General features: G+C 68.2%; 13 protein-coding genes. 3 read left to right on the top strand and 10 right to left on the bottom strand.

The window, feature by feature from the left end; translation table 11 throughout:
* The 5 genes from AC1DTF_RS11090 to AC1DTF_RS11070 all read right to left on the bottom strand — a co-directional run.
* On the bottom strand, window positions 1-420 hold a 420-nt coding region (locus tag AC1DTF_RS11090; protein WP_477474096.1), incomplete at its 3' end, for an ATP-binding cassette domain-containing protein.
* 14 nt (window positions 421-434) lie between these two features.
* The gene (locus tag AC1DTF_RS11085; RefSeq protein ID WP_477474095.1) at window positions 435-1,229 is read right to left on the bottom strand and encodes an ABC transporter permease; all 795 of its coding nucleotides are present in this window, start codon (window positions 1,227-1,229) and stop codon (window positions 435-437) included.
* Between the two features lie 61 nt (window positions 1,230-1,290).
* Entirely contained in the window at window positions 1,291-2,319 is a 1,029-nt protein-coding gene (locus tag AC1DTF_RS11080; protein ID WP_477474094.1) for an ABC transporter permease, read from the bottom strand.
* The gene (locus AC1DTF_RS11075) at window positions 2,307-3,872 is read right to left on the bottom strand and encodes an ABC transporter substrate-binding protein (RefSeq protein WP_477474093.1); all 1,566 of its coding nucleotides are present in this window, start codon (window positions 3,870-3,872) and stop codon (window positions 2,307-2,309) included. The genes AC1DTF_RS11080 and AC1DTF_RS11075 overlap by 13 nt, the downstream gene beginning before the upstream one ends.
* Before the next feature lie 31 nt (window positions 3,873-3,903).
* Window positions 3,904-4,386: a DUF779 domain-containing protein gene (locus AC1DTF_RS11070; RefSeq protein WP_477474092.1), complete on the bottom strand. Its 483-nt coding sequence runs from the start codon at window positions 4,384-4,386 to the stop codon at window positions 3,904-3,906.
* Between the two features lie 34 nt (window positions 4,387-4,420).
* Here AC1DTF_RS11070 and AC1DTF_RS11065 point away from each other — a divergent pair, with 34 nt between their 5' ends.
* Window positions 4,421-6,436, top strand: a complete 2,016-nt coding sequence (locus AC1DTF_RS11065) for a prolyl oligopeptidase family serine peptidase (protein ID WP_477474091.1) — start codon at window positions 4,421-4,423, stop codon at window positions 6,434-6,436.
* Here the strand turns inward: AC1DTF_RS11065 and AC1DTF_RS11060 are convergent.
* Window positions 6,433-7,731: a dicarboxylate/amino acid:cation symporter gene (locus AC1DTF_RS11060; RefSeq protein WP_057170679.1), complete on the bottom strand. Its 1,299-nt coding sequence runs from the start codon at window positions 7,729-7,731 to the stop codon at window positions 6,433-6,435. The two genes, AC1DTF_RS11065 and AC1DTF_RS11060, sit on opposite strands and share 4 nt — an antisense overlap.
* Before the next feature lie 57 nt (window positions 7,732-7,788).
* Window positions 7,789-8,841 (bottom strand): NAD(P)H-dependent amine dehydrogenase family protein, encoded by a 1,053-nt coding sequence (locus AC1DTF_RS11055; protein WP_477474090.1) that lies wholly within the window; start codon window positions 8,839-8,841, stop codon window positions 7,789-7,791.
* A 74-nt stretch (window positions 8,842-8,915) separates the two neighbouring features.
* Between AC1DTF_RS11055 and AC1DTF_RS11050 the strand changes: the two genes are divergently transcribed.
* The gene (locus tag AC1DTF_RS11050; protein WP_057170680.1) at window positions 8,916-9,194 is read left to right on the top strand and encodes a hypothetical protein; all 279 of its coding nucleotides are present in this window, start codon (window positions 8,916-8,918) and stop codon (window positions 9,192-9,194) included.
* Between the two features lie 27 nt (window positions 9,195-9,221).
* Window positions 9,222-10,649: a WS/DGAT/MGAT family O-acyltransferase gene (locus AC1DTF_RS11045; protein WP_057170161.1), complete on the top strand. Its 1,428-nt coding sequence runs from the start codon at window positions 9,222-9,224 to the stop codon at window positions 10,647-10,649.
* A 5-nt stretch (window positions 10,650-10,654) separates the two neighbouring features.
* On the opposite strand, the gene AC1DTF_RS11040 is transcribed toward AC1DTF_RS11045, so the two are convergent.
* Genes AC1DTF_RS11040 through AC1DTF_RS11030 form a run of 3 tightly spaced genes read right to left on the bottom strand, consistent with a single transcriptional unit; the run spans window position 10,655 to window position 13,958 of the window.
* Window positions 10,655-11,512, bottom strand: coding sequence for a hypothetical protein (locus AC1DTF_RS11040; RefSeq protein WP_057170162.1), 858 nt, complete (start codon window positions 11,510-11,512; stop codon window positions 10,655-10,657).
* Between the two features lie 16 nt (window positions 11,513-11,528).
* Window positions 11,529-12,386, bottom strand: a complete 858-nt coding sequence (gene ppk2, locus AC1DTF_RS11035; RefSeq protein WP_057170163.1) for a polyphosphate kinase 2 — start codon at window positions 12,384-12,386, stop codon at window positions 11,529-11,531.
* Window positions 12,387-12,446: 60 nt separating this feature from the next.
* Entirely contained in the window at window positions 12,447-13,958 is a 1,512-nt protein-coding gene (locus AC1DTF_RS11030; protein WP_057170164.1) for an aldehyde dehydrogenase family protein, read from the bottom strand.
* Window positions 13,959-14,005: the final 47 nt, after the last annotated feature.

The raw sequence follows: 14,005 nt of genomic DNA, 5'->3' as shown, positions 1-14,005 counted from the left end.
CAGTTCGTGCGGGTAGCGGCGCAACGCGTCGACGGGCAGCGCGACGGCGACGCACAGCTGCGCGGGTGTCCGGTCGGCGTCCAGCCGCTCGCAGACCTCGCCGAGCTGGGCGCCGATCGTGCGCACCGGGGTGAACGAGGTGGCTGCCGACTGCGGCACCACTCCTACCCGACTGCCCCGCAGCAGCCGCCAGGCCGGCTCATCGTCATGACGGATGTCATTGCCGCCCAGTATTATTCGCCCGGACACCCGCGCCCCGGGCGGTATCAGACCGCTCAGCGCGGCGGCCACCAGCGACTTGCCGCAGCCCGATTCGCCGATCAGCGCGGTGACCCGCCCGGCGGGCACGTCCAGATCCACCCCGTCGAGCACCCGCACCGTCGCCGTGCCGCGGCGCCGGACCGCGATGTCCACCGTCAAGCCTTCGAGTCTGTTCACCAGACCTGCCCCACCGGTGGGCGGTGGCGCTCGCGCACCAGGGTGCCGACGGCCGCGAACGCGAGCGCGGTCACGATGAGCGCCGCCGAGGGGACCGCCAGCGTCCACCACGCGCCGGTCAGTACATCGCCGCGGGCCTCGCTGAGCAGCGTGCCGAGGCTGGCCCGGTCCGGGGAGAGCCCGACGCCGAGGAACGACAGGGTCGATTCGTGCCACACCGCGTGCGGCAGCAGCATGACCATGGCGACCAGCGCCTGGCCGGTCACCGCGGGCAGCAGATGGTTGCGGGCGACGAACCAGCGGGAGGCCCCGGCCAGCCGCGAGGTCTGGATCCAGCCCGCGTCGCTGACCGCCAGCAGTTCCGCGCGGACCACCCGCGCCACCGCGGGCCAGTGCGTGAGCGCGATCGAGGCGATGATCGCCAGCGGGGCACCCCGCCACATGGCGGCGATCACGATGCCGACCACCAGGTGCGGCAGCGCGTTGAACCCGTCGACCAGGCGCATCACCACGGCGTCGACCCAGCCGCCCCGCAACGCGGCGGCCACCCCGATGGCCAGGCCCAGCGCGGTGGCCACCACCGCGCAGACCACGGCGATCAACAGCGAGACCCGCAGTCCCTCCGCGGTGCGGACCATCAGGTCATAACCGGAATGGTCGGTACCCGCGAGATGCCCGGCGCCCGGTGCCCGCAGCGCCGCCGAGAAATCGGCGACCTGTTCCCCGGCCACCAACGGGATACAGACGGCGGCCGCCGCAATGACCGCGAGCACGATCCATGGCCATTTCATGCGACCACCTCGCAAGCTCGGGTCTCGCATGCCCATCCATCGATTCGCTCGCAAGCTTCGCTCATGCCGCGATCCTCACCCTCGGGTCGATGGCCACCGCAGCGGCGTCCGACAGTGCCGAACCGGCCAGCACCGCGAGTGCGGCACCCACGGTCAGCGCAGCGAGTAGCGGGAAGTCCAGGGCGGCAGCGGATTCGACCAGAACCGCGGCCATGCCGGGCCAACCGAAGACGGTCTCGACGATGGCCGCGCCGGCGATCAGCTCGGGCAGCCGGGTACCCAGCAGCGCCAGCGTCGGCAGCACCGACACCGGCGCGACGTGGCCGCGCAGCAGCGCCCAGCCGTGCACCCCGCGGGCCCGCGCCCCCCGCACGGCATCGGACTGGGTGCTCGCCATCACCGCGCTGCGGGTGGTCAGCAGCAGCCACGGGATCTGGGACACCGTCAGCGCCATCCAGGGCAGGACGGCGTGCCGCAGCACCCCCGTGACGGTGTAGTCCGCACCCGGCGCCACCGCGCCGGAGGCCGGCAACCAGCGCAGCCCGACCGCGACCACCAGCACCAGTCCCAGCGACACCACGAAGGGCGGCACCGCCGCTAACACCACCGCGGTGCCGGTGCACACCCGGTCGATGACGCCGCCGCTGCGCATCCCGGCGATACAGCCCGCCACGATCGCCACCACCGCGGCGGTCAGCAGCGCGGCACCCGAGAGCAGCAACGTGAACGGCATCCGTTCGGCCAGCACGGTGGCCACCGGTTGGGATTGCGTGGACGACCAGCCCAGGTCGCCGTGTGCCAGCCCGCCCGCCCACTGCCACCACGCGCGCCACCACGGCATATCGGTCTCGTAGGCGGCCCGCATCGCCGCCCGCTGGGACTCGGTGGCGAACTGGTAGTTGGAGCCCAGGTAAGCGGCCAGCGGGTCGAACGGCGACAGCGAGGCGACCCAGAACATGGCGGCCGAGATCGCGAGGGTCAGCGGGATCGCGACGGCGGCGCGGATTCCGAGGAGCCTCAGCGGCGGGCTGGGGGCACCTCCCGCTTGCGGGGGAGAGCGCAGCGACCCGGGGGGTTTCACCGCGTCCATGCTGCGAGATCCCACCACGGCCCCCAGCCGACCCCGTGCGAATGCGGTTCCAGGATGGGCGCGCTCTGTTGCCAGCCCAGATCGCGATAGCCGTAGGCGTGGTCGAGGAAGACCAAAAACACCTGCGACGGTTCGGCGGCGTAGACCGCTTGGATCTCGCGGTACAACTCGTCCTTGACCGCTCCGGACGGGGACAGCCGCGCCCGGTTCAGCAGATCGTCGAGCCCGGCAGCGGTGAAATTTCCGGGGTTCGAGTACAGCGACGAGCCCGGTACCCGGGTGTGCAGGGTGTCCTGGACCTGCGAGTCGATGCTGTAGGGCGTCGCGCCGCCACCGAGCAGCACCGCGGCGTCACCGAAACGGGTGTCGATCTCGTCCCAGCTGCTGCCGCGCGGCCGGATGTCGATCCCGAGCGGTTTCATCGCCGCGGCGAAGGCCACCGAGATATCGCGCCGCAGGGTGTCCTGCGCGTTGTACAGCAGTTCGAAAGTGGCTCGCGCGCCGTCCTTTTCCCGGACCTGATCGCCCCCGGTGCGCCAGCCGGCGGCGTCGAGCAGCGCCTGGGCCCGCCCCAGGTCGAAGCGGTATGCCGCGTCCGCGTTGTACGCGTCGCCGTAGACGGCGGCCACCGGCGTGCTCGCGACCCGGCCGTAGCCGGCGAGCACGTCGCGGACCAGTGCGTCGCGGTCCACACCGATGTTCATCGCCAGGCGCGCCGTCGGGTCCGCCGTGAACGGGTTGCCTGCGGGCAGTGCCACTCCCCGCCAGTCCGCCGATGCCACGCCGACGGTCTGGATGCCGTTGCGTTTGATGGAGTCGATGAGCCGCGGCGGCAGGCTGGTTCCGTCGGCCGAGCCGGCGACCATCGCCTGCGCCCGGGCGTTGTCATCGGGGGTGTAGGTGTAGACGACGCGTTTGATCTGGGCGGGTTCGCCCCAGTAGTCGTCGCGGGCCACCATGACGGCCTGATCCGGACGCAGGCTTTCCAGCCGGTACGGGCCGGTGCCGACCGGTTCGGTGTTGACCGCCCAGTCGGCGGCCGGCTTGGACTCCACCTTCTCCGACGGCAGGATGCCCAGCAGCAGGTAGGGCCGCGGGTCGGCCGCGGTGTCCAGTTCGACGGTGACGGCGTCGGGGCCGTCGGCGCTGACGCGCACGATCGGGGCGACGGTGGTCGCGATCTGGGAGGCGACGGCCGGATCGCGCACCGCGTCGTAGGTGGCGACGATGTCGGCGGAGTCCAGTGCGCTGCCGTCGGAGAAGGTGACGCCGGACCGCAACGGCAGTCGCCAGGTGTTGGGTCCGGACGGTTGCGGGAGTTCGGCCGCCAGTGCCGGGACGAGGTCGGGCAGCAAGGTGTCGGTGGTCGCGGCCGGACGGTAGAGCCCGTCATAGATCGGGGAGACACCGGTCTCCGCATAGCCGTCGACGGGGTTGTAGCCGCCGAGTTCGTACCCGTCGGAGAGCACGATCTGGTCGGCGCGGGCATCGTCGGACGGTGCGGAGCAGCCCGCCAGCAGCCCGACGGCCAGCGCGACGACTGGGAACTTCATGTGTCTATCTGAACACATGAAGTGAAGAAGTTCAGCCCAAGCGGGTCGGGATCTGACACGCCGCCGAGGCTGCATCGGAGGCCTCGGCCACGATGCGGGTGCCCTCGTGCTCGGGCCGAGCGCCGGCCTCGTACTGGGCCCCGGCGATCGGCGCCGGCAGGCCGGCGGTCTCCTCGTCGGTGAAGACCCGTCCGCGGCTCAGAAAGCGCATACCTTCCGGGGACTCCAGACTGAACCCGCCGCCGCGGCCCGGGACGACGTCGATCACCAACTGGGTGTGTTTCCAGGCTTCGAACTGCGGGCCGGAGATCCAGACCGGAACTCCGTCGCCGACGTCGAGCACGGCCAACAGGATGTCGCGGTCACCGACGATGAAGTCACCGTCCGGGTAACACATCGGCGAGGATCCGTCGCAACACCCGCCGGACTGATGAAACATCAAGGCCCCGTGCCGGTTCTGCAGCGTACGCAGCAGGTCCGCGGCGGCCGCGGTGATCAGGGCTCGGCTGGTCATGTGCCCAGGCTACGCGCACGGTAAGAATTACTTCATGAGTTCTATCGACCCCCCCGTCGCTTCGCTCGCCCCGGGAGACCCGCACCTCTGGCTCGAAGACGTCACCGGCGACGACGCATTGGACTGGGTGCGCCGGCACAATGAGCCGACCCTGGCCGACCTCGGTGACGCCGAGTTCGAGGCCATGTGCACCGAGGCGCTGCAGGTGCTCGACACCGACGCCCGCATCCCGTACGTGCGCCGCCGCGGCGACTACCTCTACAACTTCTGGCGCGACGAGACCAACCCGCGCGGTCTGTGGCAGCGGACCTCGCTGGAGAGCTACCGGACCGACAGCCCCGAGTGGGATGTGGTCATCGATGTCGACGCGCTGGCCGCCGCCGATGGCGAGAACTGGGTCTGGGCCGGCGCCGATGTCATCGAACCCGATCATGCGCTGGCGCTGATCAGCCTGTCCCGCGGTGGCGCGGACGCCGTGGTGGTGCGGGAATTCGACATGCGCACACGCGAATTCGTGAGCGATGGATTCGAACTGCCCGAAGCGAAGACCCAGATCACCTGGGAGGACGCGAACACCGTGCTGGTCGGCACCGACTTCGGCCCGGGTTCGCTGACCGACTCCGGTTACGCCCGGCTGGTCAAACGCTGGCGACGCGGGGACGCCCTGGTCGACGCGGCGACCGTCTATGCCGGGGAGCAGGCCGATGTCATCGTCGCGGCCTCGGTGGACCGCACCCCCGGTTTCGAGCGCACCATGATCAGCCGCGCGGTCGACTTCTTCAACGACGAGATCTACGAACTGCGAGACGAGGAACTACTGCGCGTCGACGCACCCACCGACGCCAGCGTCTCGGTGCATCACGACTGGCTACTCATCGAGTTGCGCACCGACTGGGACGGCTATGCCGCCGGATCCCTACTCGCGGCCAGCTACACCGAATTCCTCTCGGGTACAAAGAACCTCGCCGTGGTGTTCGAGCCGGACGCCCGTACCAGCCTGCATCAGTATTCGTGGACCCGCGACAGGCTCGTCGTGGTCACGCTCGCCGATGTCGCCAGCCACGTGCAGATCTTCACCCCCGGCGACTGGACGGCCGCCGACCTGCCCGGGGTACCCCCCAACACCAACACGGTGATCGCCGCCGCGGACTCGCACGGCGACGAGATCTTCCTGGACTCAAGTGGTTTCGTCACCCCGTCACAGCTGCTGCACGGCACGCCGGAAGGCCCGGTCACCCAGATCAAGCAGGCGCCGGGGTTCTTCGACGCGGCGGATATCGAGGTGTCCCAGCATTTCGCCACCTCGRCCGACGGCACCCGGATCCCGTACTTCGTGGTCGGCAGGCCGGGGGCCACCGGGCCGACCCTGCTGGGCGGTTACGGCGGGTTCGAGGTGTCGCGCACGCCGGGATACGACGGTGTGCTCGGCCGGCTGTGGCTGGCCCGTGGCGGCACCTACGTGCTGGCCAACATCCGCGGCGGCGGCGAGTACGGGCCGGGCTGGCACACCCAGGCAATGCGCGAGGGTCGCCACCTGGTGGACGAGGATTTCGCGGCGGTGGCAAGGGATCTGGTGGGGCGCGGGGTGACCACGGTGGCACGCCTGGGCGCTCAGGGCGGCTCCAACGGCGGGCTGCTGATGGGCATCATGCTGACCCGCTACCCGGACCTGTTCGGCGCATTGGTGTGCAGTGTGCCGTTGCTGGACATGAAACGGTTCCACCTGCTGCTGGCCGGCGCGTCCTGGGTGGCCGAGTACGGCAACCCCGATGATCCTGAAGACTGGGCATTCATCTCGAAATACTCTCCGTACCAGAATATTTCGGCCGACCGCAGCTATCCGCCCATCCTGATCACCACCTCGACCCGTGATGACCGGGTGCACCCGGGGCACGCCCGCAAGATGGCCGCGGCCCTCGAGGAGGCCGGGCACCCGGTGAGCTACTACGAGAACATCGAGGGCGGACACGGTGGCGCGGCCGACAATTCGCAGGCCGCATTCCGGGCGGCGCTGATCTACCGCTACCTGTGGCGGACCATCGGCGGTTAGTCCGCCTGGTCCGCGCGGACGAGAGCGTCGCTGTACTCGGTGAGGTCGAGTTCCTCGGCGGTCACCGTCTTGGTGCCGTTGTAGACGTCGCGGTCGATCTCGTCGTCGGCGTTGGCGACCAGCATCGCCACGAAGGTGTCCCCGTTGACGTTGAGGAAGGTGCGGAAGATCCCGGCGAACCAGTCGACGGCGATCAGCAGGCCGACGGCCTCGAACGGCAATCCCAGTGAGGTGGCCAGGAACATCGCGACGACCGGAAAGCCGCCGGGCACGGTGATGGTGCCCATGTTCAGCAGGATCGCCAGCGCCATACCGAGGGCGATCTGACCGAAGCTGAGGTTGATATCGCCCGCCTGGGCCAGGAACATCACCACGATCATGTAGTTCAGGACGGCGCCGTAGGAACCCATCGTGAGCCCGATGGACAGGGTGAAGTTGGCGACCTTCTGGCTGACCCCCACCTTCTCGACGGCATTGCGCAGCACCGTCGGGAAGGTCACCGCCGAACTGGTGGTGGTGATGGCGATGGCGGTCTGCTCGGCGAGTTTCTCCGGCAGCTTCAACGGGCTGAGCCGGGTGCGGACCGTCACGACCAGGACGAACAGCGCGAAGAGGATGAGCACGCCGAGCAGTGTGGTGCCCAGATACTTCAGTGCCGTGGTGACCACCGAGAAGCCCACATCCCCGGCGAGGGCGGCGAGCAGGCAGAAGACACCGATCGGCGCGATGTACATCACCAGCCGGATCATGGTCAGCACGATCTGCTGGATCTGGTCGATGAAGCCGAGCACCGAATCGTCGCCGCTCTTGTTGATGTGGCTGCGCAGCGCGATACCGAACAGCAGCGAGAAGACGATGATCGGGACCATCGTGGCGGTCGACATCGCGTTGAAGATGTTGGTCGAGACGAAGTTGAGCAGCGTCTCCTGCCAGCCCAGCGCCTCCCCCGCGGACTCCTGCAGCGCGGGGTCGAGTTCCTGGGTGAAGACCATGCCCGCGCCGGGCTGGATCACCGTGCTGAGCAGCCAGGCCAACACGGCGGCGACGAAGGAGAAGCCCAGCATCCACTTGAAGGTGCGGAAGGCGATCCGGCCGGTACCCGCGCCCGTCATCGACGCGGTGGCCACGATCACCGAGGCCACCACCAACGGCACGATCGACATCTGGATGAGCCGGATGAACATGTCTCCGACGAACTTCAGATTGGCGGCCCACTCGCCGACGAGTAGCCCGAACGCGATGCCGCCGACTGCAGCGATGCCGATCTGCACCGCGGGACTGGAAAGTGTCTTCATCGCCACGAACGTAGTTCGGGCGCGATACCCCCAGGTGTCAGTGCCATTTCCCCCCGGTTACCCGGACAGCACGCCCCGGCCGGCGATGATCGGCAGATCGAGGAACGTCTTGATGCCCGGCTCGGCCGCACACACCGGGGCGATGGCGTGCACCGCGTGCATCGCGGTGCCCAGACAGCTCTGCTCGGTCTCGTCCTCACCGCGCACGGCGATGGCCGATCGCAGTTCCATCGACGGGTTGCCCTCGACGGTGACGTGCCAGCCCCGGCCGGTCGGCCAGTCCGGCGCCTGATCGTCACCGAGGCGGGTGATGTGCTCGATGGTCATGGCCCGGCGCCCGTTGACCACAGCTGTGTAGGAGAAACGTTGTGCGGAAACGGTTCCCGCCTCGATGCGACCGGCCTTGACATCGAACGGTGCATCGGTGACGGCGACCTGGCGGTCGAAGAGGAAGTCGTCGATGGTGGCACCGAGTCCGTCGGCGAGCAGCATCAGGGGGGCGCGGAACGTCATCCCGGCCAGCAGCGGGTCGGCCATCGGGACCGGTTCGTCGGGACGCCTGCCGAAACCCAGCACGTCGAACATCATCTCGGCGCTGTCGTAGGTGCTGTAGTCCAGCAGCTCCTGCACCAGCAGGGTGTCGATGCGGCCGAAAAGACCGGACATGGTCAGCGGCAGAACCTCTGCGGCCCAACCCGGTTCGATACCGGTGCCGTGAAATGAGGACCTGCCGATGGCGCAGGCTTCGGTCAGCCGATCCAGTACGCGGCGGCCCATGGCCGCGGGGTAGATCAGTGCGGTGACGGCGGTGGAGATCACGTTCTTGCCCGACGCCAGCAGTCGGCAGATGTCGCTGACGGCGCCGAGCGGGTTCATCTCGCCCTGCGGCATGTAGAGCACACAGTCGGCGTGGGTGGCCACGATCTCGTCGGCGTCATCGGTGGCCGTGATCCCGATATCGCCGATCCCGCAGATCTCGCCGACATCGCGGCCGGCCTTGGCCGCGTTGTGGACGTAGGCGCCGACGAGTTGCAGGTCGCGGTGCCGGTGCACGGCCGCGGCAGCCTGCCGGCCGACGGATCCGGTGGCCCATTGGATGACGCGCAGCATCGTGGCGACGCTACTGTAACCACGACGGTAATTTGTCCGATCGCCGCAACGCCTGCGCCGCTATGCTGACGCCGATGTCCGGATTCTCGACGTTCAAACGCTATCTCGTCATCCAGGCGATGACGCTGGTGTGCGGCATCGTCGGTCCGATCTTCCTGTTCACCTACTTCGGCGCCCAACCGGACACCACCATCCGATGGATGTACTGGGCCGGGCTGTTCATCACGGCGGCCGATGTGCTCATCGCGCTGGCCATCACCTCGGCCACCACGAAAGCCGAACGGGCACCGCTGGATGCCAAGGCCGCGCAGGCCGTCGAGAAACTTCGCAACCGCATGAACAACGCCGAATAGCCGCCACCCTCCGCGTACGCTCCCCCCATGAGCCGGCTATCGAGCGTGGACGCAGCATTCTGGTTCGCCGAAACCGAGGGCTGGCACATGCACATCGGGGCGTGCGCGATATGCGACCCGACCGATGCACCCGACTTCAGCTTCGACCGGGTCCGCGAACTCGTCGCCAGCCGGTTACCCGAACTCCCCCAACTGCGCTGGCGCGTGACGGGTGCCCCGATGGGGATGGACCGGCCGTGGTTCGTCGAGGACGACGATCTCGACATCGACTTCCACATCCGGCGGATCGCGGTACCGGCGCCGGGCGGACGCAAGGAGTTCGACGAACTGGCCGGCCGGCTCATGTCCTACAAACTCGACCGATCCAAACCGCTGTGGGAACTCTGGTGGATCGAGGGCCTCAAGGGCGGCCGCGTCGCGATCATCACCAAGATGCACCACGCCGTCGTCGACGGTGTCTCCGGCGCCGGACTCACCGAGATCCTGTTCGACGTGACCCGCGAGCCGCGCCCACCGGCCGTCGACGTCGACCGCTCTCTCGTCGGCGTCGGCCTGCCGCGGCCCGAGGTGCGCTTCGTCAACGGGCTGATCAATCTCGGCGTCAAGACGCCCTACCGGATCGCACGCCTCATCGAGCAGACGGTGCGCCAACAGATCGCGGTGCGCGGCATCGTCAACAAGCCTCCGCGCTATTTCGACGGGCCGACAGTGCGTTTCAACGCACCCATCTCACCGCACCGCCAGGTCGCCGGAGCGCGGGTGCCACTGGAGCGGGTCAAGGCGGTGAAGGAGGCGTTCGGCGTCAAGCTCAACGATGTCGTGCTCGCCTTGGTATCCGGTGCCATGCGCGACTACCTCAAGGAGCGCAACGAGTTGCCGGAGCAGTCACTGGTCTCTCAGGTGCCGGTGTCCACCCGCTCGGAGTCCGACAACGGGGTGGGAAACCAGGTGTCGGCCATGACGGTCGTGCTCGCCAGCGACATCGCCGACCCCGCCAGACGCATCAAGGCGATCTACGCCTACACCCAGGGCGCCAAGGAGATGGCCAAGGCACTCACCGCGAACCAGATCATGGGGTACACCGAGACCACGCCGCCCGGCCTGCTCGCGTTGGCCTCGCGCGCCTACGCGGCCAGCGGGATCGGTAGCTCGATCGCGCCGATGAACGTGGTGATCAGCAATGTGCCCGGCCCGGATTTCCCGCTGTATCTCGGCGGCGCGAAGGTCGAGAGCCTGATGCCGCTGGGGCCGCTGCTCTTCGACGTGGCGCTCAACGTCACCTGCTTCAGCTACTGCGGTTCGGTCGATTTCGGTTTCATCACCACCCCCGAAGTGGCTGCCGACATCTACAAGATGGCCGATCTGATCGAACCCGCGCTCTTCGATCTGGAGGTGGCCGCCGGACTGGCGCAGCCCACCGGCGGCAAGCGGGTACCGCCGCGCGGCCGTCGCTGAACTCCTCAGCGTTTACGGGTGACGGGGACGTCTTCCTGACGTGATCCGCCCAGCCCGCTGAGCAGCGACACGATCACCCCGATGATCACCATGCCGCCGCCGACGGTCAGGGTGAGGTTCAGCCACATGTGCATGCTGTCGACGGCGTGATCGACCATCACATCGGCGATGGCGTGGATGTTGCCTGCGGTCCGGTTCAGCGCGTCGTCGACGTGGCCGCGGCCGATCTCGATACCGGCCCAGCCGGCCGCACCGACGAGCAGCGCCGAAACCCCCAGCGCGGCAAACATTCTGCCGCGCCTACGGGATGCCGTGAGGGTCAGCAGGGCGAACACGACGGCCAGCACCGCCACCCCGACGCTGACCCACGGGCCCCACAGCGCGACAGGACGCAACTGGCCCGGCCGCAGACCGCCTGATTCGTTCTCGGTCACCGGAACCTGCAGGCTCGTCGGCACCTGCACGCCGAAACCATCAAGGGTCTGCCGGATCGAACTGTCGGCCAGCATCGGTGACAGATCCACCACCCACTGACCCTGCGCGTCGTTGGTAAACAACCAGCGGTGCGCCACCCGGTTGACGGCGGCGAACTGGCCGGGGAAGACCGGGCTGGCGGTGTAGGAATTGGCGGCCGCCTCCAACAGGGTGGCCTGCACCCCAGAGGCGCCGGTGGCGGCGGACACCTGGGCGGTCAGCTCAGCGGCCATCGGCTGCTGCAGCGCCGGGTTGCGTGCCGCGCCGGCCGCCAGATCGGAGTACCCGTCCACGCTGACGACATTGTGTTGCGTCCACAGCGCGGGGACGCTGAGCGCCAGCAGCGCGGTGGTGACCAGCCAGAGCAGGAGCGCCAGCAGCGAACGCATGGCACCCCTCTCCGTGTCAGTCCGAAAGCGCGCGTCCCACGATCAGCGGATCGGGATGGCCGATCACCTCGTAGTCCTTGTTGTCGTAGTCGAACTTACTCAGCACGTGGCGCATCGCGTTGATCCGGGCGCGTTTCTTGTCGTTGCTCTTCACCACGGTCCACGGCGCGGTCTCGGTATCGGTCCAGGCGAACATGTCTTCCTTCGCCGCGGTGTAGCCGTCCCATTTGTCCAGCGACGCCAGGTCGGTGGGCGAGAGTTTCCACTGCCGGACCGGATCGACCTGGCGGATGGTGAAGCGGGTGCGCTGTTCGTTCTGGGTGACCGAGAACCACAGCTTGGTGAGGCTGATGCCGTCGTTGACCAGCATCTGTTCGAACAGCGGCGCCTGCCGGATGAACTCGGCGTGCTGCTTGGGGCTGCAGTAGCCCATGACCCGCTCGACACCGGCCCGGTTGTACCAGGACCGGTCGAACAGGACGATCTCACCGGCGGCGGGCAGGTGCTGGACGTAACGCTGGAAATACCACTGGGTGCGTTCCTTCTCGGTCGGCTTCTCCAGTGCGACCACCCGGGCGCCGCGCGGGTTGAGGTGTTCCATGAACCGCTTGATGGTGCCGCCCTTGCCCGCGGCGTCCCGGCCCTCGAAGACGATGACGTGCCGCAGGCCGTTGGCCTGGCTCCACTTCTGCAGTTTGAGCAACTCGATCTGCAGCAGGCGCTTCTGCTCTTCGTACTCGATGCGCTTCATCCGCTCGTCGTACGGGTAGTTCTCCCGCCAGGTGTCGACGACGTCGCCGCCGGGCATCAACAGCAGTTCGGGATCGTCGTCGTCATCGTCGCGGACGGCGTAGCCGGAAACATCGAGAGTCACCGGGCGAAGCTATCCACCCGGACGTACGAGACGGTGACGTCCGGGTGAACAGCAGGTGGTCTACTTTGCTTCGCGCTTGGGCCGCGACAGCGCCATCTTGGTCATCATCTTGTTCATCCGGGCCAGCGCCTTGAGCGAGTTGTTGTAGTAGTTGCCGCCGGCGCCGACGCTCAGTCGCGGCACCACCACGGTCTCCTGCCGGCAGTACTTGCGCACACCATCGACGCCGCCGAAGCGGGCACCGATCCCGGAGGTCTTCCAGCCCCCCATCGGGGCGGTGGTGCACATCAGATTGGAGATCACGTCGTTGACGTTGACGGCACCGCAGTCCAGTTGCAGCGCAATGTCCTTGGCGCGCTCGACATTCTTGGAGAACACCGCCGCGCTCAGCCCGTAGGGGCTGTCGTTGGCCAGCCGCACGGCCTCACCGACGGAGGACACCTTCATGATGGGCAGGGTCGGGCCGAAGGTCTCCTCGGTCATACAGGCCATCGAGTGGTCGACGTCGACCAGGACGGTGGGCGGGTAGAAGCTGCCCGCGCCCTCGGAGCGCTTGCCGCCGGTCAGCGCCCTGGCGCCTTTGGCCAGGGCGTCATCGACGTGCTTGGCGGTGACCGCCACCTGGGACTCGTCGATCAGTGCGCCGAAGTCGTAGCCCTCGCCCGACCCCACCTTCAGGTTCTGCACGGCCTTGACCACCGCGGCGACGAACTGGTCGTAGACCTGCTCCAGCACGTAGACCCGCTCGACGGACACGCAGGTCTGGCCCGCATTGAACATCGCGCCCCACACCGCGGCGTTGGCGGCGAGTTCCACGTCGGCGTCGTCGAGCACGATCATCGGATCCTTGCCGCCCAGCTCCAGGCTGACCGGGGTGAGCCGGCGCGCGGCACGCTCCATCACCTTCACGCCGGTGGCCGAGGATCCGGTGAACTGGATGTAGTCGGAGTTGTCGATGACGGCCTCGGACACCTCGCGCGCGCCCTGGGCCAGCGCCAGCACCTCGGGAGCGCCGGAATCCAGCCAGCCGCGCAGCAGCACCTCGGCGGTCAGCGGGGTGCGCTCGGACGGCTTGAGCAGCACCGCGGCACCGGCGGCGAGCGCGCCGATGGCGTCCATCATCGCGTTGGCGACGGGGTAGTTCCACGGCGCGATGATCCCGACGACCGCGCGCGGCCGGTAGTGCACGGCGATCTTCTTGATGGACAGGAACGGCAGCGGGGCCGGGCGGCTGTCCGGCGCCATCGCCTTCTCGACCGTCTTGATGTAGTACGACAGGATCATGATCAGCAGCGGCACTTCCTGTGCCGCGTCGGTGGCCGATTTGCCGGTTTCGGCGATCAGCAACCGCTCGATCTCATCGCGGTTGTCGCCCAGCCAGACGGCGTAGCGGGCGAGCACCTTGGCGCGGCCCTTCGCCCCGCGGGCCTCCCATTCGCGTTGCGCTTCGCGCAGGCCGGCGGCGATCTGCGGGACGTCGGCGGGGTTGGTCCAGCGCACCTCGCCGGCCACCGCGCCGGTGGCGGGATTCAGGATGGTCGACACGTCGGAACGGTCTGCTGTGGCAGTCATAGGGCCATGTTAAACCCGGGCTGTGACGTAGCTCGCACCGGGGTTGA

The sequence above is a fragment of the Mycobacterium sp. P4_H6 genome (assembly GCF_056400845.1).
Note: the sequence above shows the minus strand (reverse complement) of the source record. Positions and strands in the feature narration are given on the sequence as shown.